Annotated in this window: 20 protein-coding genes; 9 read left to right on the forward strand and 11 right to left on the reverse strand. The window is 70.4% G+C overall.

Annotation, left to right across the window (positions count from 1 at the left end):
• Window positions 1-18 precede the first annotated feature (18 nt).
• A complete protein-coding gene (locus ACFYNU_RS16615) occupies window positions 19-1,119 on the forward strand; it encodes a LacI family DNA-binding transcriptional regulator (RefSeq protein ID WP_356595793.1) in 1,101 nt (366 codons plus the stop codon).
• 627 nt (window positions 1,120-1,746) lie between these two features.
• Here ACFYNU_RS16615 and ACFYNU_RS16620 read toward each other — a convergent pair.
• A complete protein-coding gene (locus ACFYNU_RS16620) occupies window positions 1,747-2,742 on the reverse strand; it encodes an acetylxylan esterase (protein WP_356584205.1) in 996 nt (331 codons plus the stop codon).
• A gap of 230 nt (window positions 2,743-2,972) precedes the next feature.
• Here ACFYNU_RS16620 and ACFYNU_RS16625 point away from each other — a divergent pair, with 230 nt between their 5' ends.
• The 7 genes from ACFYNU_RS16625 (at window position 2,973) to ACFYNU_RS16655 (ending at window position 12,787) form a co-directional block, all read left to right on the forward strand.
• A complete protein-coding gene (locus tag ACFYNU_RS16625) occupies window positions 2,973-4,214 on the forward strand; it encodes a sugar ABC transporter substrate-binding protein (RefSeq protein WP_356584203.1) in 1,242 nt (413 codons plus the stop codon).
• A gap of 5 nt (window positions 4,215-4,219) precedes the next feature.
• On the forward strand, window positions 4,220-5,212 hold the full coding sequence (locus tag ACFYNU_RS16630; RefSeq protein WP_356584201.1) for a sugar ABC transporter permease: 993 nt from the start codon (window positions 4,220-4,222) through the stop codon (window positions 5,210-5,212).
• The gene (locus tag ACFYNU_RS16635) at window positions 5,209-6,150 is read left to right on the forward strand and encodes a carbohydrate ABC transporter permease (protein WP_356584199.1); all 942 of its coding nucleotides are present in this window, start codon (window positions 5,209-5,211) and stop codon (window positions 6,148-6,150) included. Before ACFYNU_RS16630 ends, ACFYNU_RS16635 begins: the two co-directional genes overlap by 4 nt.
• 99 nt (window positions 6,151-6,249) lie before the next feature.
• Window positions 6,250-8,097 (forward strand): glycoside hydrolase, encoded by a 1,848-nt coding sequence (locus tag ACFYNU_RS16640; protein WP_356584197.1) that lies wholly within the window; start codon window positions 6,250-6,252, stop codon window positions 8,095-8,097.
• A gap of 174 nt (window positions 8,098-8,271) precedes the next feature.
• Window positions 8,272-9,765 (forward strand): glucoamylase family protein, encoded by a 1,494-nt coding sequence (locus tag ACFYNU_RS16645; protein WP_356584195.1) that lies wholly within the window; start codon window positions 8,272-8,274, stop codon window positions 9,763-9,765.
• A 227-nt stretch (window positions 9,766-9,992) separates the two neighbouring features.
• Window positions 9,993-12,035 carry a TPM domain-containing protein gene (locus tag ACFYNU_RS16650; RefSeq protein ID WP_356584564.1) on the forward strand — a complete coding sequence of 681 codons (2,043 nt, stop codon included), beginning with the start codon at window positions 9,993-9,995 and terminating at the stop codon, window positions 12,033-12,035.
• 41 nt (window positions 12,036-12,076) lie between these two features.
• Window positions 12,077-12,787: a PspA/IM30 family protein gene (locus ACFYNU_RS16655; RefSeq protein WP_356584193.1), complete on the forward strand. Its 711-nt coding sequence runs from the start codon at window positions 12,077-12,079 to the stop codon at window positions 12,785-12,787.
• Window positions 12,788-12,912: 125 nt separating this feature from the next.
• Here ACFYNU_RS16655 and ACFYNU_RS16660 read toward each other — a convergent pair whose 3' ends face one another.
• The 7 genes from ACFYNU_RS16660 to ACFYNU_RS16690 form a co-directional block, all read right to left on the reverse strand.
• Entirely contained in the window at window positions 12,913-15,471 is a 2,559-nt protein-coding gene (locus tag ACFYNU_RS16660) for a SpoIIE family protein phosphatase (protein WP_356584191.1), read from the reverse strand.
• 146 nt (window positions 15,472-15,617) lie between these two features.
• Window positions 15,618-16,043, reverse strand: a complete 426-nt coding sequence (locus ACFYNU_RS16665) for an ATP-binding protein (protein WP_356584189.1) — start codon at window positions 16,041-16,043, stop codon at window positions 15,618-15,620.
• 89 nt (window positions 16,044-16,132) lie between these two features.
• Window positions 16,133-16,552 carry an NUDIX domain-containing protein gene (locus ACFYNU_RS16670; RefSeq protein WP_356584187.1) on the reverse strand — a complete coding sequence of 140 codons (420 nt, stop codon included), beginning with the start codon at window positions 16,550-16,552 and terminating at the stop codon, window positions 16,133-16,135.
• 71 nt (window positions 16,553-16,623) lie between these two features.
• Complete coding sequence (locus ACFYNU_RS16675; protein WP_069627026.1) at window positions 16,624-16,803, reverse strand: SPOR domain-containing protein; 180 nt, start codon at window positions 16,801-16,803, stop codon at window positions 16,624-16,626.
• A 267-nt stretch (window positions 16,804-17,070) separates the two neighbouring features.
• On the reverse strand, window positions 17,071-17,823 hold the full coding sequence (locus ACFYNU_RS16680; protein WP_356584184.1) for a GntR family transcriptional regulator: 753 nt from the start codon (window positions 17,821-17,823) through the stop codon (window positions 17,071-17,073).
• Window positions 17,824-17,999: 176 nt separating this feature from the next.
• Entirely contained in the window at window positions 18,000-18,482 is a 483-nt protein-coding gene (locus ACFYNU_RS16685; protein WP_356584182.1) for a cupin domain-containing protein, read from the reverse strand.
• Window positions 18,483-18,596: 114 nt separating this feature from the next.
• Window positions 18,597-18,932 carry a hypothetical protein gene (locus ACFYNU_RS16690; protein ID WP_356584180.1) on the reverse strand — a complete coding sequence of 112 codons (336 nt, stop codon included), beginning with the start codon at window positions 18,930-18,932 and terminating at the stop codon, window positions 18,597-18,599.
• A gap of 130 nt (window positions 18,933-19,062) precedes the next feature.
• On the opposite strand from ACFYNU_RS16690, the gene ACFYNU_RS16695 reads away from it, so the two are divergent.
• Window positions 19,063-19,464, forward strand: a complete 402-nt coding sequence (locus ACFYNU_RS16695) for an ACT domain-containing protein (RefSeq protein WP_356584178.1) — start codon at window positions 19,063-19,065, stop codon at window positions 19,462-19,464.
• 7 nt (window positions 19,465-19,471) lie between these two features.
• Here ACFYNU_RS16695 and ACFYNU_RS16700 read toward each other — a convergent pair whose 3' ends face one another.
• The 3 genes from ACFYNU_RS16700 to ACFYNU_RS16710 are packed head-to-tail and all read right to left on the reverse strand — an operon-like array spanning window position 19,472 to window position 22,759.
• Window positions 19,472-20,698, reverse strand: coding sequence for an MFS transporter (locus ACFYNU_RS16700; protein ID WP_356584176.1), 1,227 nt, complete (start codon window positions 20,696-20,698; stop codon window positions 19,472-19,474).
• A 7-nt stretch (window positions 20,699-20,705) separates the two neighbouring features.
• On the reverse strand, window positions 20,706-21,650 hold the full coding sequence (locus ACFYNU_RS16705; protein WP_356584174.1) for an alanine racemase: 945 nt from the start codon (window positions 21,648-21,650) through the stop codon (window positions 20,706-20,708).
• Window positions 21,647-22,759 carry a SagB/ThcOx family dehydrogenase gene (locus ACFYNU_RS16710; protein WP_356584172.1) on the reverse strand — a complete coding sequence of 371 codons (1,113 nt, stop codon included), beginning with the start codon at window positions 22,757-22,759 and terminating at the stop codon, window positions 21,647-21,649. The genes ACFYNU_RS16705 and ACFYNU_RS16710 overlap by 4 nt, the downstream gene beginning before the upstream one ends.
• Window positions 22,760-22,855 lie beyond the last annotated feature (96 nt).

Below are 22,855 nucleotides of genomic sequence, written 5' to 3' on the forward strand. Positions count from 1 at the left end.
AGCGGACGGTCGGATCGGTTGAGTGCCCCCACGGTGTATGACGTCGCCGAGCGGTCCGGCGTCTCCATTGCGACGGTTTCGCGGGTCTACCGGAATCCGGACTCCGTACGCGCCCAGACCCGGGACCGGGTCCTGGAGGCGGCCCGCGCTCTCGGCTACGTACCGAGCGGCAACGCCCGTGGCCTGGCCAGCCGCACCACCGGCGTACTCGGCCTCTGCTTCCCCGACTACGCGGACCCGGACGCCGAGACCGACGCGGAGGCGGAGGCGGATGCCGAGGCCGACGACTCCGCCGTCATGCTCTACTCCGACCAGATCATCCGCGGCATGGAGCGGGCGGCGCGGCGGCACGGGTACGCGCTGCTGATCGCCGCGTCGCTGGTCGGCGGTCCGGAGAGCCTGGTCGCCAAGGTGGCGGGGCGGGTGGACGGATTCGCCGTGCTGGCGAAGACCGTGCCCACCGAGGACCTTGAGGTGATCTCGCGACGGCTGCCGGTGGTGATGCTGGCGGGGCCGCGTGAGATCGACCACCTCGACCACATCGAGGTGGCGAACTCCGACGGGGAACGGGAGTTGGCCCGTCATCTCATCCGTGACCACGGGCTGCGCTCACTCGCCTTCGTGGGCGGCGACCCCGAGTCGCCAGACGCGGAGGCGCGGTTCCGCGGCTACCAGGAGGCGTGCCGGGAAGCGGGGCTGCCGGTGGCCGACGAGCCTGATCTGCGCGCCGAGATGATGACGCAGGCGGAGGGCGTACGGACCACGGACGCGCTCCTGGACCGGGCGGCCGGGCGGGAACGGCCGCAGGCCATCCTCTTCGCCAACGACCAGATGGCGATCGGCGCGCTGCACGCGCTGGAGCGGCGTGGGCTGCGGGTGCCTGACGACATCGCGGTGACCGGCTTCGACGGCATTCCGCTGAGCCGGATCGTCCGCCCGTCGCTGACGACGGTGCGGCAGCCGATGCGGCGCCTGGGCGAGGAGGCGGTGGAGCTCCTGGTCCGCCGGCTGGCCGACCCCACGAGACCCCCGGTCTCGCTGATGCTCCCGGTCTCGGTGGCCCACCGCGCGAGCTGCGGCTGCGGTGACGCCTCCGGCGCGGGTGGCGGGTTGCGCTGAGCGGGGCGGTGGTCGTTGCCGGGGTGGCCTCCGGCGGGGGTTGCGGGGTTCGCCTCCGGGTTGCGGTTGTCGGCTGACGGTCAGGGTGCGGGGTCTTCGGAGGGGGGTGTCCGGACGGCGTGACTTACGCCGCGTGCAACGCTCGTTGGACCCGACGACCCGGGTCGTTCACGCGACACAAGTCAGCCTGAGTGTCCGAACACCCCCCTCCTGCGACCCCGCCCCCCTCACACCGCCACGACGTCCCCACAAACCCCGGGGGTGGGTGAGGTTGGGGTGGAGTGGGCCGGACCGTGCGGCCATGACACCCCGTCTTGCCGGGTGGCCCGGCCTGTCCGGTGGTGGACTACCGGGTCCCCTGACACCCCCCGCGGGTTGGGAGGGGGACGCGCAGGGGGCGTGGTCGGACACTCAGGCTGACTTGTGCCGCGTGAACAACGTGGGTCGTCGGGTCCAACGAACCCTGCACGCGGCGTAAGTCACGCCGTCCGGCCATGACCCCGGAGCGGCACCCGGACACCGACCGCAACCCACCAAGCCCGTCCGGCGCCTGAGGACACCCCGACCCGCAGGCGCGGACCCCGGCGGACCCGGGAAACGAAACCCCGCAACCACCAAGCGACCCCGTCAACCAAGCCTCGCAGCAAAAAAGGCGCGGCGGGCCCGTGCCAGCCCCGCGACCTCCCCGCTCTCGCCCTCGTACTCGAAGTGCCCCGCACGCAGAACGTGCAGCTCACGCGGTCCCGGCAGCGCGTTGTACACGGCGAACTGCCCCGGTGGCGGCACCGCCGGATCGAACAGCGCGGGCGCGACCATCATCGGCACCCTGATCCGGGTCGCCGCGGTGGCGGCGTCGAAGTACGCGAGGACGTCCATGACCTCCGGGTGCTCCTCGCGGTACGCCCGTACCGCTTCCCCGCTTCCCGTGCTGGGCAAGGTGACCCGCAGCGGATGATTCCCGAACGTCGGTACCGTCAACTGCCCGCAGGCGAACCGCTCGTCCCACGGCAGCGCCAGCGCTCCCAGCCCGCCGCCGAAGCTCTCCCCCACATACCCCAGCCGCGCGCCCGCGTCTTCCTCGGATGCCGTCCTCAGCTCCGGCACCAACTCCAGCAGCGCCGACGCCGCGCACCACAGATCGGCCACGCAGTCGCCGATCACATAGGTCGCGCAGGACTCGATGCCGTACAGCACATGCCCCGCCGCCTCACCGGGGATGCCAGGGCGCCGGCTGCGCGAGCCCATCCCCCGTACGCACGGCAGGATCGCGGCGCTACGGGGCAGCGGAAGCGGCACATCGGCGCCCGGCTCCTGCCGCCCGCCGTAGCCGTGCCCGATCACGAAACCGTGCTCGGCGGGTCCCTCGGCCGGCAGCACCAGCCAGCCGCCGACGCGCAGGCCGCCGACCGAGGTGTAGGACACCCCGAAGATCCGACAGCCGTCCCGTTCGTCCTCCTGCGGGCCGACGGCCGGCGCGGTCGTCACGCCGGTGGCACTCGCGAAACGGTCCCGCCAGTACGCGTCGAATCCGTCCGGAGGGGCAGGTGCCGGGATGTCGAGCAGCTCGTCGAGGCTCCGGCCGTATGCCGGGTCGAAGGGGTAGCCGTGCTCGAACTCAGACATGAGCGCGACATTAACCCTGGCCCGCCGTCGATGACCACAACCGGAATCAGCTCAGCCACTTCCGCAACGCAAATAGCCCACCTAGCCTGCGGAGGCAGGGCTTCCGGATGTCCCACATGTTGCACGAGTGTGACCAAAGCCCCTCTTGCGGTTCTCGGAATGCCTGGAGCAGAGTGATGTATGCGCTTACAGGCAGCGCATACATCGGTGAGCTCAAGGAGGAGCCGTCCATGCATCCCACCGCCAGAACCGCCTCTGTCGCCGTCGCTCTCACGATGGCCGCCGGGATCACCGCGTGCGGCAGCTCGGGGGGCGCGGGCGTCGCCGCCGACAAGAAGCAGACGCTCACCGTGTGGGCCATGGGCGCCGAGGGCGAGAAGCTCGCCGAGGTGGCCAAGGTGTACGAGGACGCGAACCCCCACATCACCGTCAAGGTCACCCCCGTCGGCTGGGACGTCGCCCACCAGAAGCTGGTCTCCGCCGCTGCCGCCGGCACCCTGCCGGACATGACGCAGATGGGCAGCAGCTACATGGGCGAGTTCGCCGAACTCGGCGTTCTGGAGCCGGTCGACACCAAGGCCTTCAAGAAGGACGCCTTCTTCCCCGCCGCCTGGGAGCAGGGCGTGGCGGACGGCGAAGTCTACGGCGTCCCCTGGTACGTCGAGACCCGCGTCCTCTACTACCGCACCGACCTGGCGAAGAAGGCCGGCATCACCAAGCCCCCGACCAACTGGGCCGAACTCCAGCAGGCCGCCACCGCCTTCCAGGACAAGGCGGGCACCCAGTGGGGTCTCCACCTCCAGTCCAGCGGCCTGGACGCCGTACAGAGCTGGTCCCCCTTCCTGTACTCGGCGGGCGGCTCGATCGTCTCCGACGGCAAGGCCACCATGGACAGCCCCGAGGCCGTCAAGGCGCTCAAGGAGTACGCCACGTACTTCGACAAGGGCCTCTCCAACAAGAGCTTCCAGCCCGGCTACGAGGTCCTGACGGACTTCAACTCCGGCGACGTCCCGATGTTCTACTCCGGCCCCTGGACCATGGCCGGCATCAACGACAACTACCCCGACCTCAAGGGCAAGTGGGCCATCGCCAAGGTTCCGGCCGACCAGGCCTCCGCCTCGATGGCCGGCGGCTCCAGCCTCGTCGTCTCCAAGGACAGCGAACACAAGGAAGCCGCGAAGGAGTTCCTCAGCTACCTCACGGACACCGAGGGGCAGAAGGACTGGTTCAAGCGCTCGGGCGACCTGCCGGCCAACATCAGCGCCTGGGACTCCGGTGAACTCGCCGACGACGCCAACTTCAAGATATTCCGCGAGCAGATGGAGACCGCCCAGCCCTGGCCGGTCGAGCCCCAGTGGACGGAGATCTCCTCGAAGGCCGATGAGGCCATCTCGCAGGTGACCCAGGGCAAGGCCAGCGCCGAGGACGCCGCGAAGAAGGCCCAGTCCGCCATCGAAGGACTCGTGAAGTAGTCGCCATGAGCACCACGACCGAACCGGCCGCAGGCGCGGCCCCGGACGCGGCTCCCGCGAAGTCCGGGCCGGGGGCACACCCCCCGGCCGGCGGCCGGAACCGGGGCAAGCCGCGGCCCGTCGCCGTCCAGCACATGGCGGGCTGGCTGTTCTCGACCCCCTTCCTGGTGCTCTTCGCCGTCTTCATGGCTCTGCCGATCGTCGCGACGCTCGTCATGAGCTTCACGGACTTCGGTCTGCGCAATGTCACCGATCCCCTCTCGGCGGAGTTCATCGGCCTGGAGAACTACACGAAGCTGTTCGGCGACGAGAAGTTCCTCAAGGCCCTGTTCAACACGGCCTACTTCGTGATCGTCGGCGTACCGCTGACCGTCGGGCTCGGGCTCGTCGTCGCGGTTCTGCTCAACAACGGCATCGACCGGGCCCGTACCTTCTTCCGGGTCGGTTTCTACGCCCCGGTCGTGACCAGCATCGTCGCGATCGCCGTCGTCTGGCGTTTCGTCCTCGACCCGTCCGACGGACTGATCGCGGGCCTCGCCGCCGAAGTCGGTCTGACGTCACCGGACTTCCTCGGCTCCGAGGCGCTCGCCATGCCCTCGCTGATCGTGATGGCCGTGTGGCGCAACCTCGGCACGGTCATGGTGCTGTTCATCGCGGGCCTCCAGGCCATCCCGCCCGATGTACGGGAGGCTGCGCGGCTGGACGGCGCGAGCACCTGGCAGGAGTTCCGCCGTATCACCGTGCCGCTCCTGCGGCCCACGATGCTCTACACCACGGTCATCACCACCATCGGCTATCTCAATGTCTTCGAGGAGCCGTTCGTGATGACACAGGGCGGGCCCTCGGACAGCACGCTCACCGTGTCGCTGGCCATGTACCGCGAGGGCTTCAACTTCTTCCACATGGGCTATGCGAGCGCCATGGCGTATGTGCTCTTCGTCGTGATCATGGCGATCACGGTGCTCCAGCTCCGTCTGCTGAAGGACAACACGAAATGAGCGCCGCGCGCACCACCTCGCCCCCGCCTCCGCCCTCCGCACCTGCCGGTCCGCTGGATCCCAAGGGGCCGGCCCGGTCCGAGCCCCCGTCCGGCACGGCACCGAGGTCCGGCGGTGGACGCCTGAGGAAGTCCGGCGTCTATGTGCTCCTCTCGATCGGCCTGCTGGTCATGGCGGCGCCCTTCCTGTGGATGGGTCTGTCGTCCTTCAAGACGGACCGGGACCTGACCGCCAGCCCGACGGTGTGGATCCCCTCCGAGTGGACGTTGGAGCACTTCGACGAACTGCTCGACCGTCTCGACGTCCCGCTCTACTTCTTCAACTCCCTCACCGTGGCCGTCCTGGTGACCGTCTCCAATCTGGTGTTCTGCTCGATGCTGGGCTACGCACTGGCCAAGCTGCGGTTCGGCGGCCGGAACAAGATCTTCGCGCTGGTGCTCGGCGCCCTGATGGTGCCCGGCAATCTGATGCTGCTTCCGCTCTTCGTGCTGATGAGCAAGCTCCAGCTGATCGATTCCTACGCGGGGCTGATGCTGCCGTTCGCCGCCCAGGCCTTCGGGGTCTTCCTGATGCGGCAGTTCATGCAGTCGATCCCCGACGAACTGCTGGAGGCGGCCCGGATCGACGGTGCCGGCGAGTGGTACATCTTCTGGCGGATCGCGATGCCACTGGTCAAACCGGCACTGGCGACGCTCTCGATCCTTATCTTCCTGGGCTCCTGGAACAACTTCGTCTGGCCGTTGATCGCCACGAACGACCCGGAGAAATACACCCTCCCGGTGGCCCTCGCCACCTTCGCCACCGACCCCAACCAGTCGGCCGGCTCCAACGGCATGTTGATGGTCGGCTCCTTCCTGATCATCCTGCCGGTGCTGCTGGTCTTCATCGTCTTGCAAAGGCACTTCACCCAGGGCCTCGCCACCACCGGCATGAAGTAGCCGCCACGGCGGCCCCTTCCGGCCTTCCCGACGCGTACCGCGGCTCCAACGCCGCCGCTCTACCGCCGCGCACTCATCGAAGAAGAGGTTTGTACCGACATGACCGAGAAGTCCACCGCTCGCGCCGACTGGGAGACCCGTATCGGGAAGCCCAGCGATCAGCGGCTCACCGGCATCGGCGAACTCCCCGCCCCCGGCGGCCTGTCCGCCGAGGACGGCACCGGCCATGTGCTGCTGACCTGGCAGCCGGTGGCGGGCGCGCTCGGATATCTCGTGCACCGCGCCGAGTCCGCCGACGGTCCCTTCGAGCCGCTCGACCACCTCGGTGGCGATGTGCTCGCCGTACCCCACCCCCCGTACGCCGACACCCTCGCCGAGCCGGGCCGCGGCTACTTCTACAAGGTCGCCACCTGGTCCGACGGCGGACCCGGCGCTCTCTCCGAAGCGGCCCCCGGCTGCGCCAGGGCGGCCGGCTCCAGTCCTGCCCCGGTCACCGTCACGGTGGACGCGGCGGCTCCCACCACTCCCCTTCCCGGGGTGTGGAACAGGATGATCGGCGCCGAGCACTTCTCCCTGCTGGCCTGGGACCGTCCGGGCGCGGGCGGCTCGGACGTCGCGAAGGAGTACGCCCGGGCCCTGGAGATCGTCCGCGACGAGATCGGCGTCCGCTCCGTCCGGGCCCACGGCACCTTCCTCCCGGAGACGCTGAGCGTCCGGCCCGACGGCTCGTTCGACTTCTCCGGACTGGACGAGGTCTACGACCGCTTCCTGGCCACCGGACTCAAGCCCGTCGTCGAACTCTCCTTCATGCCCAAGGAACTCGCCGCCGATCCGCACTACACGGTCTTCGACTACCAGGCCCTGGTGTCCAAGCCCGCGGTGTGGGAGCACTGGGGCGACCTCTGCCGCGAGGTGACCGTCCACCTCCAGGACCGGTACGGCAGGGACACCGTCGCGGCATGGGAGTTCGAGGTCTGGAACGAGGCCAATCTGGAGGTCTTCTGGAACGGCACCCAGGACGACTACCACCGGCTCTACGAAGTCGCCGTCCGCGCCGTGAAGGGTGTCGACGAGCGGATCAGGGTCGGCGGCCCGTCCTCGGCCGCGGCCGGCTGGGTCGGCGCCCTTCTTGAGTACTGCCAGGAGCGCGATGTCCCCATCGACTTCATCTCCACCCATACCTACGGCAACGCTCCCCTGGACTTCCGTCCGATGACCCGCGCGTTCGCGGAGGCGACCGGCCGGCCCGAGCCGGAGATCCTGTGGACCGAGTGGGGCGTCACGCCCACCCACTTCCACCGGGTCAGCGACTCCGTCTTCGCCGCCCCGTTCGTCCTGCGGGGCATGAAGAGCGCCCTGTCGTCCACCGACGCGCTCGCCTACTGGGTCGCCTCCGACCAGTTCGAGGAACTGGGCTGGCCGCCCCGGCTCTTCCACGGCGGATTCGGTCTGCTGACGGTCGGCAATCTGCGCAAGCCGCGCTTCTGGGCGCTGTATCTCCTCTCCCAGCTGGCCGGTGGGCGGATTCCCGCCTCGGTGAGCGGTGACGGAGCCGAGGCGCTCGTGGAGTCCCTGGCCACCCGCGCCGACGACGGCTCCACTCTCGACGTCCTGCTCTGGAACGGCACGCTCGACCAGTCCAAGATCGACGGGTCCACGCCGCTGAACCGCACGGCGACCGTACGAATCGGGGGACTTGAGCCGGGAGCCGACTACACCGTCCTCTCCCGCCGGGTCGACGAGGAGCACTCCAACATCCAGGCCGTCTGGAACGACCTCGGCGGCGGCGACTGGCCCGACGAGCCCCAGTGGGCGAAGCTGCGGTCCGCCGACGAACTGCCGGTGGAGCCCCTGGCGCCCGTGGTCGCCGACGATTCGGGCACGGCGACGCTGACCGTCCCGCTGCCGAACCCGGGCATCCGCTTCCTGCGACTCACTCGCGCCTGATCGCCCCCACAGTCCCGGGGGCCGGCGGCACCTGACCGCCGCCGGCCCTCGCGCCAGCACCGCCGCCATGGCCGGACCTCCGAGAATTCTTCCGGCCATGGCGGCGGCCAAAGACCTGGCCCAGGCACCGGCCCTGGCCACAACTCCACATCTGCCAAGGGGAGCTGGACTCTCATGGACCGTCGTACGTTTCTCGCCGCCGCGGGAACCGGGGCAACCGCCCTGACCCTCGGAGCCGTCACCACACCCGCCGTGTCCGCGCCGGCCCCAGCCGCGTCGCGTGCTCGTGTTGTTCATGCCTCTGATACACCGCTGCTGCGCCGCTGGTTCCGCGATACGTATCACTCGATCGAGGCAATGACGACCGACATCGGTCTCGCCGCCGACAAGATCGACCTCGCCGCGCCCGGCGGACCCGTACCCTCGCAGAACACCTCGCCGACCAACATCGGCTGCGGGCTGTGGTCCACCGTCGCCGCCGCCGGGCTCGGCGTGATCGACCAGGACACCATGCGCCGCCGGCTCGAACTGACCGTCACGGCCGTCGAGAAGCTGGAACGCCACCACGGATTCTGGCTCAACTGGTACGACGCCCACGACGGTTCGGTGCTCACCAGCTGGCCGGGCACCGGCGATCCGGTCCGCCCCTTCCTCTCCTCGGTCGACAACGCGTGGCTCGTGACGGGCCTGCTCATCGCCGCCGACGCGGACAGCCGACTGCGTCGCCGGGTCGGCAAACTGCTGGCCACCGCCGACTGGTCGTACTTCTACACGCCGTACGACGCCGCAGACCCGGTGGCCGGCCCCGGCCAGCTCCGCGGCGGATTCTGGACCGACACCGGCGAGCCGACGGCCCACCATTACGGGGCGCTCAACACCGAGCCCCGGATGGCCAGTTATCTGGGGATCGCCGACGGCAGCATTCCCACCGACCACTACTGGCACATGTTCCGCACGATGCTTCCCGAGCACGGCCAGGAGCAGCCGCCCGGCGGGGCGTACGACACCATCGACGGCGTCCGGGTCTTCCAGGGCCACTACACCTACCGGGGCCGCAAGCTGGTCCCGACCTGGGGCGGCTCGATGTTCGAGGCCCTGATGGTGCCGCTGTTCGTGCCCGAGCCCGAGTGGTCGCCCCGCTCGTGGGGCACCACCCACCGGCGCTTCGTCCGCTCCCAGATCGAGCACGGCCTGGCGGAGGCGGGGTACGGCTACTGGGGCTTCTCCCCCTCCGAGGTGCCCGAAGGCGGTTACCAGGAGTACGGCGTGGACGCGATCGGCATGAACATCGACGGATACGCCTCCAACACCGACCGCACCTATGTCACGCACGGTGAACCGCTGCCGCCCGCGTCCGCGTACACCAACGGCGTCGTGACTCCGCACGCCTCATTCCTCGCCCTCCCCTACGCACGGTCGGAGGCCCTGGCCAATCTCAAGGCGATCGCGGACGACTTCGGCGCGTACCACGACGGCTACGGCTTCCGGGACTCGGTCAATGTAGGGACCGGGCACGTCAGCGGTTCGGCTCTCGCCCTGGATCAGGGCATGATCGCCGCCGCTCTCGCACAGGAACTCCGCCCCGGTCTGCTCCAGCGCCCCTTCCGTACCGGCGGTTTCGCTTCCCGTATCCGTCCGATGCTGGCCAAGGAACGCTTCAGCATCTGATCCCCCCGGAATCCCGGGTCCGACCGGCGCCGCCCCGTGTGCGGCGCCGGTCGAGAGGGGTCTGAGCACGGCGCCGCACACGCCTTGACCGGGCACACATCGTCCGGTCGCGGACCATCGAGGCGGGACATAGCCTCCCAAATGTGACGCGGACCATATGCCGTAACCGGACTCGTTCAGCCGTCCGGAGCCTGCTGGCCCTGCTGGTGACGGCCGGCTGGCTGCTGATGCCCGCGCTCTCGCCGGAAGCCCGTGCGGAGGATCCCCTCACTCTTTCGCGTCAGGGCCAGATCACCGACAAGGTCGGCGCCCTCGACGGCCGGGCGGACGCGGTGACCGCGTCCCTCGACCGGCTGGACAGCGACAGCCGTATCCAGCTCTTCGTCGCCTATGTGCGTGACTTCTCCGGCAGATCCGGGCAGAGCTGGGCCGCCGCGACCGCGGAGCGGAACGGTCTCGGCCGCGACGACATCCTGCTCGCCGTCGCCACCCACGACCGGCAGTACGCCTACTCCGCCGCGTCCGACGCCCCCCTCACCAAGGCCCGGCTCGCCGAGGTGGCTCGGACGGCGATCGAACCGGCGCTCCGGCAGAACGACTGGGCGGGCGCGGCGATCGGGGCGGCGAACGGCTACCGGGCCGCCGCGGCCGGCGCCCCCGTCCCCACACCCTCCGTCACTCCCGGCCCGGCGGACCCCGACGGCGAAGCCGCCTCCAACCGGGCGGGCAGCGCGCTCGTCCTCCCCGTCGTCCTGGTGGGCGCCGCGCTGGCCCTCGGCGCGTACGCGTACATGAAGCGCAGGCACCGAGCCTCGACCCGTACGACGCCGAAAGGCGGACAGGAAGGGTGGGGGGAGCGGGGCCTGCCGACGCGAACGACGCTGCCGGAGCTGGACCGGCGGGCGGGGCTGACCCTCGTCGAAACCGACGACGCCGTACGCACCAGCCAGGAAGAACTCGGCTTCGCCACGGCGCAGTTCGGTGAGAAGGCGGCGCGGCCGTTCCAGGACGCCGTGGCGTACGCGAAAGGTGAGCTGGCAGCGGCCTTCCGGCTGCGTCAGCAGCTCGACGACGCGATTCCGGAGGACGACGACACCCGGCGTCGCATGCTGGACGAGATCGTCGCCCGGTGCACGGACGCCAACAGCCGACTGGACGCCGAGGCAGCGGCCTTCGACCGGCTGCGTGCCATGGAGCGCAACGCCCCGGAGGCGCTGACCGCCGCCGAGGCCGCGTTCCGGGAGCTGACCGGCAGGACCGTCACGGCCGCCGCCACACTCGCGGCGATGCGTGAGCGGTACGCGGAATCGGCCGCGGCCCCGGTCGGGAGCGCCGTGGAGGAGGCCGACGACCGGTTGGTGTTCGCGACGACGAACCTTGACGACGCGCGGCGCTCGATCGAGGCGGGCGACAACGGCCGCGCGGCGGTGCATGTCCGGGCGGCGGAGAGCGCCGTGGGCCAGGCGGCGACGCTGGTCGAAGCGGTGGAGCGGCGCGCGCTCGAACTCTCCGAGGCCGCCCGCAGGCTCCCCGGCTCGCTGACCGAGACCGAGACCGACCTGGCGGACGCGCGCGGTCTGCTCGAAGGCACGGCGGAAGGCACGTCCACGGCCGATCTCCAGGGCCGGATCGCGCGCGCCGAGGCGGTGGTGGCCGATGTGCGACAGGAGCAGGCCGCCGGGCCGTACGACCCTATCGACGCCCTGCGCAGGATCGAGGAGGCGGACGCGGCGCTGGACGAGGCCCTCGCGGGCGCGCGCGAGCGCGAAGTGGGGGGACGCCGGGCACGGGCGCTCCTCGACCGGGCGATGCTCGGCGCCCGCTCGGCGATCGGCGCCGCGGCCGACTACATCTCGACGCATCGCGGGGCGGTGGGCAGCGAGGCCCGTACCCGGCTGACGGAGGCCCAGCGGCGGATCGACCAGGCCGGGACGCTGACGGAGCTGGGTGACGCGCAGGGGGCGCTGGCCGAGGCCCAGCACGCGGACGGCCTGGCCAGGCAGGCGCAGGACCTCGCCGAGCAGGACGTGCGGTCGTACGGGAACCGATCCGGTCCGGGCGGTGTATCAGGGGCAGGAAACGGGCTCGGCGGCGCCGTGCTCGGCGGAATCATCCTCGGCGGTCTGTTCGGCGGCGGAGGCGGACTTGGTGGAGGTGGGGGCTTTGGCGGGGGTCTCGGCGGAGGTCATGGGGGTGGCCGTGGCGCTGGTCCTGGCAGTTTCGGCGGCGGTGGCACTCGCGGCCGGATGGGCGGCGGCGGACGTTTCTGACGCGATTCCCCTTGTCCGCAGGACGAAGAAGGAGCAGCCCGATGACGAAGCAGACGGTTCTCGGCCGTGTCGCCCAACTGGCGAAGGCCAACGTCAACGACTTGCTGGACCAGGCCGAGGATCCGCAGAAGATGATCGACCAGCTCATCCGCGACTACACGAACAACATCGCGGAGGCGGAGGAGGCGGTGGCCGCCACGATCGGCAATCTCCGTCTGCTGGAGCTGGACCACCAGGAGGATGTGGACGCGGCACGGGAGTGGGGCGAGAAGGCTCTCGCGGCGAGCAGGAAGGCCGACGAGCTGCGCTCGGGCGGCCGGAGCGAGGACGGGGACACGTTCGACAGCCTGGCCAAGGTGGCGCTCGGCCGCCAGCTCCAGTCGGAGAACGAGGCGAAGGCCGCCGAGCCCACGATCGCGTCCCAGACGGAAGTGGTCGCGAAACTCAGAGCGGGGCTGGACCAGATGACGGCCAAGCTGGCGCAGCTGCGGTCGAAGCGGGACGAGTTGGTGGCCCGGTCGAAGTCCGCCCAGGCGCGGAATCGGATGATGGACGCGGTCAAGAACATCGATGTGCTGGATCCCACCAGCGAACTGGGCCGGTTCGAGGACAAGGTGCGGCGGGAGGAGGCCAGGGCGATGGGCAAGGAGGAACTGGCCGACTCCTCGCTGGACGCGCAGTTCGAGCGTTTGGAAAGCGTCGGGGACGCGGCGGAGATCGAGGCGCGGCTGGCCGCGCTGAAGAGCGCCTGACACTTCTGCCACGCGCGCTGCCACGGCGACGACCGACCGCGGCGGGTGCGGCTGCGGTGGGCGCGCCGCGTCCGGTCCGGCCGGCCCGTTCGCGTGGGCCGGCCGGGGAGTGGAACGGTCCGGGGTCAGAACATGCTGAGGAGCTGTTCGACGGTGGGTTCCGTGGTCGAGTCACCGTCGGGCAGGGCGAGTTCGAACCAGACGGTTTTACCGCGCGGGGTGCGGCGCGAGCCCCAGGCCGCGCTGAGCAGCCCGACCAGTTGGAGTCCGCGACCGCCCTCGTCGGTGTCCCGCGCCCGGCGCCTGCGCGGCTGTACGAGCCCCGCGTCCCACACCTCGCAGACGAGTGTGCGGTCGCGGAGCAGCCGCAGCCTGATCTCGCCCTCGCCGTAGCGCATGGCGTTGGTGACCAGCTCGCTGACGAGCAGTTCGACGGTGTCGACCAGCGGTTCGAGGCCCCAGGAGTGGAGCTGGGCGCGGGCGACCTCGCGGGCGCGGCCGACGGAGCGTGGCTCGCGGGGCAGCTGCCAGTCGCCGACGGCGTCGGTGGGCAGCCCCTGGATACGGGCCATCAGCAGCGCGATGTCGTCCTCACCGTGCCGGGTGTCGAGCGTGTTGAGTACGTGGTCGCAGACGTCTTCCAGCGGCCGTACGGGATGGGTGAGCGCGCGACGGAAGGCCGTCAGGCCCTCGTCGATCGGATGGTCGCGCGATTCCACGAGCCCGTCGGTGTAGAGCGCGAGCAGTGCTTCCTCGGGAAGGTCGACCTCGACCTGCTCGAACGGTTCGCCGCCGACTCCGAGGGGCATCCCGGGCGGTACGTCGAGGAGCAGTGCCTCCTCGCCGGGCTCGACGAGCACCGGAGGGGGATGCCCGGCGTTGGCGAAGGTGCAGCGGCGGGTGACCGGGTCGTAGACGGCGTAGACGCAGGTCGCGAGATACACCTCGGAGAGGTCCGCGTCCCGCGACTTGTGAGCGACGCGGGAGGCCTGCTGGGCGCCGCTCGGTGTGCCGAGGCCGCGGGCGATCTCGTCCAGCGCGGACAGGACCTCGGCGGGCTCCAGGTCGAGCAGTGCCAGGGTGCGTACGGCCGTGCGCAGCTCCCCCATGGCGACGGCGGCGCGCAGCCCCCGGCCCATGACGTCGCCGACGACCAGCGCGGTCCGGTGGCCCGGCAGCTCGATGACGTCGAACCAGTCGCCGCCGACCTCGGTGGCGGTGTTGCCCGGCAGATAGCGGCAGGCGATGTCCAGGCCGGCGGCCTCGGGGTCGCCCGGTGGGAGCAGGCTGCGCTGAAGTATCAGCGCGCGCTCGTGCTCCCTGCGGTAGAGGCGGGCGTTGTCGATACAGACGGCGGCGCGCGCCGCGAGTTCCACGGCGAGGGCGCGGTCGCGTTCCCCGAAGGGTTCGCTGCCCTTGGTCCTGGAGAACTGGGCGAGTCCGACGACGGTGTCGTGCGCGACCATCGGCACGGCGAAGGTCGACTGGATGAGGCTGCCGGGTCCGCCGGGCACGGTCTGGACCCGGGCGGTACGCAGCGCGTTCGCGCAGGGCGAGTTGAAGGGGTATCGGTGGACGGCGCCGGCCGCGGGAGGCTCGACCGCGCCTTCGCCCGTCAGGTCGTCTCCGAGCAGGGGTGCGTCGGAGACGGCACTGGCGAAGGCGACGCGTCGCAGGGGGGCGCTGCCGCCGCCGGATTCAGAGCCGGAGGAGCCGCCGCGTCCGGGCGGCGCCTCTTCGCCGGTGAGCAGTCCCTGGTAGAGATCGACGGAGGCGAGGTCGCAGAAGCCGGGGACGGCGACGTCGAGGAGTTCCTTGGCGGTGGTCTCCAGGTCGAGGGAGTTGCCTATTCGGGCGCTCGCCTCGTTGAGGATCGCGAGGTTGCGTCGGGCGCTCGCGGCCTCACGTGCGGCGATCTGACGGCGTGTGACGTCGCTGCCGACCCCGGCGACCCCGATCGTGCGGCCGGCTCCGCCGAGTACGCGGTACAGGTTGACCGACCAGTGCCGGCGGTCCTTGCCGCCGGGGGCGACGCCGACTATCTGGATGTCGGTGGCGGATTCGCCGGTCTCCAGGACCCGCTTGAGCGAGGCGCTCAGCCGGTCCGCCTCGGGACGGGAGAGATAGTCGTGGACCGTGCGTCCGCGGTGGTCGTCGGCCGTGCCGCCGAAGACGGCGGCGAAGCGCTGGTTGGCCCGCTGGACGGTGAGATCCGTGCCGAACAGCACGAAGCCAAAGGGAGATTGGCCGAAAATGGCCTGCGACGAGGCGAGTTCGGTCTCGATCTGGCGCAGTGCGCGGACGTCCACGACGATGCAGAGCGCGGCCCGCTCACCGCTCTCCGTCTCGCTGGGCATCACATAGACCTCGGCGAGGCCGTGCGCTCCGAGCTCGCCGGGCACCTGGAAGGGCACGAGCCCTGTCCATTCCTTGCCGTCGAGGATCTCGGCGACCTTGCTGTGCCCTCGCGAACGCAGATCGGCGGGCATGAACACCTCGACCGGATCCTTGCCCCTGACCTCCTCGGGAGCGATCCCGAACAGCTCAGCGGCTCGCAGACTCCACTGGTCGACCAGCCCGTCGGGGCCGATCGAGAAGGAAGCGACTCTTATGTAGTCATAGATCGAGCCGGGCGGGCTGCTCTGCCACACGACGCCGTCCGCCGTTCCAGGTATCTCGCTCACGCGACCGTCCCCTCCAGCTCACGCACCGGACCGGCCATCCCCGCAGTATTCAGCACTACGGCCCTGACCGGTACGGCGTTCACGATCACAGCACAGTCTCGTTCGTTTTGAGCCGAGACCCGAGTGATCGTTGTCCCTTCACACTCCTAACCAGGGAGCGGCAGCTCGAACCACACCGTCTTACCCGTATTCCCCCGGCGTGTACCCCAACGTCGGGCGGAGCAAGCGACGAGCTGGAGCCCACGGCCCCCTTCGTCATCAGGGCCGGGCGACCGTGCGGTCGGCGGGTCGGGCAGCGGATCGGACACCTCCACCAGCAGTGCGGTACCGGTGAGGTCCGCAGGGCCTAAGGGAACGAGGGCCAGCCTGACACCGATCGGCCCCGGTGTGTACTGAAGGGAGTTGGTGACAAGTTCGCTGACCAGCAGGACGGCCGTATCGCGAACGGAGTGGACGAGACACCAGACACCGAGGGCGTCGCGTACCACGTGGCGTGCGCGACGTACGGCATCCGGCTGAGCGGGGAAGGTCCACTCGGCGTAGGTGCTCTCCGTCTCGATCAAGCCGACCACTTCCCCAGACTGACAGCAGGCCCACGCCCTTTTTAGGGGGGTTAATCAGCACATACCCGTAATCCGAGAAGAACTATCTTGACGGAGGCTCATGTCAGCTCGCCCGAGGTCCTGAGGTCGTCGAAGAGAAGCTGGTCGACGGGAGCCACCAGGGCCCGGTCGCCGTAGGAGAGCCAGCGGATCTCCTCGATCTCGTTGCTGGCAGCCGGCGTACCCCGGTAGTCGCCGGAGTAACAACTCATCCGGACCAGCACACCGTCCGGCTGGCCGTGGGCCTGGGCTTCGTACGTACCCAGATGGGCCGCCGTGGCCGGGAGGAGGGCCACCGCCAGTTCCTCCTCGACCTCGCGCAGCAGGGTCTCCAGATCGGTCTCCGCGCCCTCGCGCTTGCCGCCGGGGATGTAGAAGACATCCTTCCCGCGGGAACGCGCGCAGAGGATCCTGCCCTGCTCCACCCGGACCCACGCGACTGTGTCGATCAAGACCGTTGCAGCTCCGCCGTCACTCATGCGCCGGAGCGTAGCCCGGCCGGAGGTGCGGGCTCCACGAGGGGGCCCGGTCCTCGGTCGGTGAGGTGAGGTCAGCGGCTGGTCTGCTGTAGGCGCTCGACCCAGTAGAGCTGCTTGGGACCCTTGGCATCGAGGCTGTCGACCGTCTTCTGCGCCTCGTCCTTGGTGGCGTACCTGCCCACCCGATACCGGTTCCCGTTGTCATCCTGACGTATGACCAGCCAGGGCAGCACAGCTCCGCTGTCGGTCATCGTGCCCCTCCCGCCAACTGCCCGCACCACTCGGACGACCTCCTGGAAACCCCAATCCGCATATGCCCGAGCCTACGCCTGACCTTCACTCAGCGGATGCGTGTTTATACAAAGAGGTACACATCTGGCCAAGAAGATTCGGGCTCGCGAGGGCGCGCCGGGGTGAGCGCGTGTCATATCCCCGTATCCGACGCCCTGTTGGGGCGGCACACGGCCGTCCTGGTCCGATGAGGACGGCGCCGGGGTCAGCCGGTCCTCACCGTGCCGTCATCTGACCGGAAGGTGATAGGCGATGCGGTAGCGGTCCGCGGGAACGACCATGTCCGCCGTTTCGACCGCACGGCCCGACGCGTAGTACGTCCGCTCAAGGACCATCACGACATGGCCGGGCACACCGCCGAGCGACAGGAGCTCCTCCGCCAGCCCCGGGCGCGCGCCGACCTGCTCCACCACGTTGTCCACGACGACGCCGATGGCCGCCATCCGCTCCACGACCCCGCACCCGCCGAGCGGCCCCTCCTCGGGAAGCATCACCGGCGTGCGCCCCGTGACCTCCAGGGGCTCCCAGGAGGTGGAGAGCATCATCGGCTCCCCCGCGTCCCTGAAGACGTAGCGCGTACGCATCGCCGGGTCGCCCGGCTGTATCCCGAGGCGCGTCGCGATCTCCGGCGCCACCTCGTCCCGGTCGGTACTCGACTCCCATGTGCCGCGCACGCCCTCCTCGGCCTGCTCCTGCCGGAAGGGATTGGCGCCGGACGGCGGCCGGTAGCCGGAGCGCGCGATGCGGCGCGGGACGGGCTTCTCCCGGACGTAGGTGCCGGACCCGGAACGCCCCTCGACGAGCCCTTCCGCCATCAGCACCTTGCGGGCTTCGAGAGCGACCGTGTCCGAGACGCCGTACTCCTCGCGGATACGGGCCTGCGAGGGCAGCCGGGTGTGCGGCGGCAGAGCGCCGTCGACGATCTTCCGCCGAAGATCACTGGCGACGCGCAGATAGGCCGGCTGCTCACCGAATGCCACAGAGCCACTCCCAACAGGTTGACAGACAGCAACACCCTGGCAACCGTTGGTTGTTGACCGCAAGCATGGGCCACGGGTTCACCCGATGTAACGACAAGGGGTTTACGCAGGGACTTTGCCGCAGGTCCGGCTCCACCGGCAACGGCTTTACCGATGCGGTCCGTTGAACGACCGGGTCAGTCCACCCAGTACGTGTCGTGCTTGATGAAGAACGCCGTGCGCTCCTCGTCCGTCATCCGCCCGACCGTGGAGACCTTCTCGAAGTACTCCTCACGCGGCGCTCCCGGCGCGAACAGGATGAGGGTGGAGGCGGGCGCGTCCGAGTCGTTGCGGAAGCCGTGCAGCCCGCCCGGCGGCACGTACAGGAAATCGCCCTTCTCCGCGTCGATCCAGCGCTCACCGTCGTACAGCCGGACCGTTCCCTCCAGGATGTAGAAGGACTCCGAGATGGTCTTGTGGAAATGGGTGCTCGGTCCGCCACCCCTGGGCACCATGTCCATCCGGTAGAGCCCGAACTCACCGCCGGTCGACACGCTGGACGCCACGAAGTGCGTCTCGGCACCCGACGGGGACCGCACGTCGGCGGGGGTGCTCGCGGGCCGGAACACCGCGTTGACCTCGCCCTTGTCCCCGTGATGGCGGGGTTCCGGATACGACATGTGCTGCACTCCCTCAGTGGCGACGTACGACGCGTGGCCGGCCGGCCACGCCGACGGTCATCATGCCCGTCGCGCGTTCCTCTCCCCCGGGAACCTCTCCGATGTCACGGTCGTTCACCAGGAGTCACCATGGGTGAACCGATCCGTACGCATCTCCAGCCACACATCGCACCCCCAGGCGACGGTCGCCAGCGCGAGCAGCACGGCCACCGCCGCCACTCTGTCCCGGGCCCGCAGCACCCCACCCACCAGGGCCCAGACCCCCAGTGCGACGGCGGGAGCGCCGAAGATCATCACCGGGCCGTCCAGGTAGAGCAGGCTCCAGTCCCGCTCCCCCTCGAAGGCACCGCGCAGACCGGGCGCCGCACCGACGCCCCATACGGCGAGCCCTGTGACGAATCCGGCGACGACGGCCAGGCAGCCGGCCCAGCCGTTCGTCTCACGTGTCATTCGTGTACGGGCCGTCCCCGCTCGCGTGGTCACACAGGCGACGGACGCGCGATCCCGTCTCTCGGTTCCGACCGGTGGGCACGCGTGCCAGGATGGCCGGAACAGGGGAAACAGGGGGAAGGAAACCGAGTTGGGTACGGGGCGACGGCAGCGCCTGCGGGTGCTGTCCAGCAGGCTGACGGTGGAACTGCTGCCGGACGGGCCGGAGGGGGACCTCGCGTCCGCCCTGACACGGGCGTGGTGGGCGCTGGTGCGTGGCCCCGAGGGGCTCACGGTCATCCACGAGGTGCCGGACACGCCGGACACACCGGTCGCCGTCGAGTTGTGGGCCGGGCTGTACGGGGAGAACGCGCACGAGCTGGACGTGCCGGGGATGCTCGTGGCGTTGCTGGAGCCGCTCGCGGGCGCCGGGGTGCCGGTGTTCGTGGCCTCGACCTTCGACAGCGATGTGGTGCTCGTGCCGGTCGCCCGGTTCGAGGACGCGGAGCGGGCGCTGAAGGCGGCCGGTCACGAGGTCGTCGGCGGCCTCTGACGCGCCGTCACGCCTTGTTCTCCGCAGGGGCGGGTGTCGCGAGAGGGAGGCGGCGGACGTCCGGGAGGAGCAACTGCGTGAGCGACATCAACAGCATGGCCAGTCCGCACGCGTACAGCACCGGTTCGGGACCGGTGCGCAGCGCGATGACGGGGACCAGCACCATGCCCAGCGGCTGGCAGGCCATGGAGCCCAGCCATTCGTACGCGCTGACGCGGGAGAGGAGTTCGCCGGGCACGTTGCTCTGGAGCGTGGTCTCCCAGAGCGTGTTGAAGACCATCAGTCCGCAGCCGCCGAGGAAGGCGGCCACCGCCAGGGACGGTGTGGTCACCTGGAGGGCCAGCGCCAGGAGCGGCAGGGAGCACAGGCAGTCGGCGTAGAGGGCGGAGCGCAGCGGGAATCGGGCCTTCAGCCAGAGCGTCGCCAGCCCGCCCACACAGGCGCCCGCGCCGTAACAGGAGACGATGACTCCCCACGCGGCGGCGCCGCCGAGACGCTCCTCCGCGACCACGGGGCCAAGGACCGAGTAGGCGGCCTGGAGTCCGTTGGCCAGGGAGGCCGCCAGGACGACGACCCAGATCCAGCGCCGCCCCGTGAACTCCCGCCAGCCCTCGCGCAGATCGGCCAGCATGGAGTGGACGGTGAGTTTGGGCGGCACCACGCCCTTGGGCAGCAGCCGTAGGAAGTAGGCGCTGAGGAGGAAGGTCGCGGCGTCGACGGCGATGGCCCATCCGGAGCCGGCGGTGGCGACGAGTACGCCGGCGAGTACGGGGCCCGCCACGTTCCCCCCGGCGCGCGCCAGGCTGCACAGTGAGTTGGCCTCCTGCAACCGGTCGGCGGGGGCGGTCTGCTGGACGAGGCCGCTGATGGCGGGCATGAACAGCGCCGAGGCTGTGCCGTGCACGACCTGGAGCACGACCAGATGCCAGATGCCCGCGCTCCCGGTGAGCAGCAGAACGGCGAGCAGCCCCTGCCCCGCGCCGCGTACGAGGTCGGACCAGACCATCACCAGACGGCGCGGCAACCGGTCCGCCACCACCCCGCCGAGCAGCATGAACGCCATCAACGGCAGGACCCGGGCCGCGAGTACGAGGCCCAGGTCGCCGGCGTCGCCGATGTCCAGCACGGCGAAGGCCAGTGCGACGGGCGCCATGAAGTCGCCCACCACGGAGGCGAGGCTGCCGAGGAAGAAGAGGCGGAAGTCCCGTACCCGCAGGACGTCGAGCTTGTTCATCGGGAGGTCACGCGGTGACGGGGGCGAGGACGGGCCAGCGCTCCCCCGTGTCGGTGTGGAGTTCGGTCACGGTCAGCAGAAGCGGACAGATATGGGTGGGGACGAGGGCGCCGTCCGGTCGCCGTACCGAGGGGGCCGGGTGCCACGGCTGTCCGCACTCGGCCAGCAGGCTCATCCCGCCGGGGTCGACGCGTACGGCGATGTCCTCCTCCGTCAGGACGCCCAGCGCGACGAGTCCGGCGTCGCCCAGCGGGTAGGCGCCCGCGCCCAGTTCGGTGATGCCGGGCACCAGGGTGTCGACGCAGGGGGTGCCGCCGAGGGCGACGGTGTCGCAGGGGTGGCCGTCGGCGCGCAGCCGTTCGGCCGTTTCGACCATCGAGTCGGCGAGGGTACGGGCCAGTTCCCGGCGGCGCGTCGCCTGCTCGGGGGTCTCGATGTCGAGGTAGCCGACGATCCCTTCCAGGCTGAGGTTGCGGGCCCGGTCCACGGCCTCCGCGACGGCGGTGACGTCGGTGCCGCCGTCGACCTGTACGCGGACGGCTGCCCGGGTGCCGTAGCGACGGGCGGCGGCGTCGAGGCTCTCGACCGCCGCCACGTCGTCCAGATGGACGGACAGGGCGCAGTCGGCGGCCAGTTCGGCGAACGGGTCCAGGATCCGGGGGTCGCGCCAGGGCCAGGCGGCGACGAGGTCGGTGAAGCCGCCGGTGACGTAGTGCCGGGCCAGTTGGGGCCGGGTCACCGCGATGCCCCGGGCGCCTGCCTCGCGCTGCATGCGGGCGATCTCCAGCGTGCGGTGGCCCTTGATGTGGGCGCGCACGGGGACGGCGGCGCGGGCGTGGAAGGCGGCGATGTTGGCGGCGATCCGGGCGGTGTCCACATGGACGCGGGCCTCGCGCGGACCGTCCGCACCCTGCGCCTTGTCCGCGTCGTTCACGTCGTTCGCCGCGTTCATCCGAGGCCGTCCCAGTCGTCGCGCGCGTAGGAGAAGCCCGGTTCGCCGCCCGTCGCCATCTCCCGCTGGCGGGCCGCCTCCTGCGGATGGGGCACGCCGAAGCCGTTGATGCCCAGCGGGATCTCGCTTCGCCAGTCGAGCCCGAAGGTCTCCTCGATCGGCTCGTCGCGCATCGCCGCCGTGAAGAAGACGCCGAGCCCGAGCGCGGCCCCGGTGAGATACGCGGTCTGGCTCACATGGCCCAGCTCGGCATAGACCGCGCGGTAGGTGCGCCCCGTCGGGTACTTCCACGCGGACCGCTCCAGCACCGCCGTGTAGAGGAAGAGGACACCGGCCCGGGGCACGAACGTCTGGTCACCGAACCAGTGCAGCAGGGTCTCGGTGTCGGGGGCCTCGCCGGGCAGTGGCTCCAGGGCGTGGATGTCGGCGGCGTAGTGGTAGAGGCCGGGGGCCAGTCCCTCGACGTCGCGCACCACGGGGTAGATCTCGATGGGGTGCCGGGACCCGCCGGACGGACTGGCCTTGAGCACCGCCTCGCCGAAGCCGGGTACGTCGAACCGGTGCTGGACACCGCCGGTCCAGTGCAGCGCCGTGCTCAGCTGCTCCAGTGTCACGGGTGCGCCGTCGTCGAACCGGCGGGTGGTGCGGCGTTCGCGCAGCGTCCGGTCCACCGCGTTGTCGAGCGCGAGGGGCTCGGGCAGTGCGAGTGAGGGGGTGTCGTAGCGCTTGAACGGCTCGGGCTCCGGCTCCTGTTCGGCTTTCTGTCGCAGTCGCGCGGTGTCGTCGGCGGCCGTGACGAAACGTTCGCCGTCGAGCGTGCGGGTGGCGAGGTGGAAGTAGGTGGCTGCGGTGCCCCAGGAGCGCCAGGGGCTCTTCTCGTCCTCCTGGTGGTGCTCGGGCGAGCCCTCCTCGATCAGCACGCCGGCGCCCAGGAGTTGCTTGACCAGGGTGGCGTCCTCCTCCCGGGGCTCGGCCCACCGCGCGTAGCGGGCCAGCAGCTCCCAGGCCGCGGGGCGCAGCCCGGCCTGCCGGTGACGGGCCGGGACGTCGCAGACGAGCTGCCCGTTCCGGCTGATGAAGACGGCCAGTCGCGAGACGCGTACCCGCATCGGACTCCCCCGGGAAAGAGGGTCCGCCACCCTGCGGGGTGGCGGACCCGGATCTTCGTCGGTCTCAGACTCGGACTCGGTCTCAGACGGAACAGA

Source organism: Streptomyces sp. NPDC006643, from assembly GCF_042870175.1.
Taxonomy (GTDB): Bacteria; Actinomycetota; Actinomycetes; order Streptomycetales; family Streptomycetaceae; genus Streptomyces.

Coding starts and splice junctions, on each gene's coding strand:
- ACFYNU_RS16620 (WP_356584205.1), bottom strand. CDS start 2,742: ATGTCTGAGTTCGAGCACGGCTACCCCTTCGACCCGGCATACGGCCGG.
- ACFYNU_RS16625 (WP_356584203.1), top strand. CDS start 2,973: ATGCATCCCACCGCCAGAACCGCCTCTGTCGCCGTCGCTCTCACGATG.
- ACFYNU_RS16630 (WP_356584201.1), top strand. CDS start 4,220: ATGAGCACCACGACCGAACCGGCCGCAGGCGCGGCCCCGGACGCGGCT.
- ACFYNU_RS16635 (WP_356584199.1), top strand. CDS start 5,209: ATGAGCGCCGCGCGCACCACCTCGCCCCCGCCTCCGCCCTCCGCACCT.
- ACFYNU_RS16640 (WP_356584197.1), top strand. CDS start 6,250: ATGACCGAGAAGTCCACCGCTCGCGCCGACTGGGAGACCCGTATCGGG.
- ACFYNU_RS16645 (WP_356584195.1), top strand. CDS start 8,272: ATGGACCGTCGTACGTTTCTCGCCGCCGCGGGAACCGGGGCAACCGCC.
- ACFYNU_RS16650 (WP_356584564.1), top strand. CDS start 9,993: ATGCCCGCGCTCTCGCCGGAAGCCCGTGCGGAGGATCCCCTCACTCTT.
- ACFYNU_RS16655 (WP_356584193.1), top strand. CDS start 12,077: ATGACGAAGCAGACGGTTCTCGGCCGTGTCGCCCAACTGGCGAAGGCC.
- ACFYNU_RS16670 (WP_356584187.1), bottom strand. CDS start 16,552: ATGAGTGACGGCGGAGCTGCAACGGTCTTGATCGACACAGTCGCGTGG.
- ACFYNU_RS16675 (WP_069627026.1), bottom strand. CDS start 16,803: ATGACCGACAGCGGAGCTGTGCTGCCCTGGCTGGTCATACGTCAGGAT.
- ACFYNU_RS16685 (WP_356584182.1), bottom strand. CDS start 18,482: ATGTCGTATCCGGAACCCCGCCATCACGGGGACAAGGGCGAGGTCAAC.
- ACFYNU_RS16690 (WP_356584180.1), bottom strand. CDS start 18,932: ATGACACGTGAGACGAACGGCTGGGCCGGCTGCCTGGCCGTCGTCGCC.
- ACFYNU_RS16700 (WP_356584176.1), bottom strand. CDS start 20,698: ATGAACAAGCTCGACGTCCTGCGGGTACGGGACTTCCGCCTCTTCTTC.
- ACFYNU_RS16705 (WP_356584174.1), bottom strand. CDS start 21,650: ATGAACGCGGCGAACGACGTGAACGACGCGGACAAGGCGCAGGGTGCG.
- ACFYNU_RS16710 (WP_356584172.1), bottom strand. CDS start 22,759: ATGCGGGTACGCGTCTCGCGACTGGCCGTCTTCATCAGCCGGAACGGG.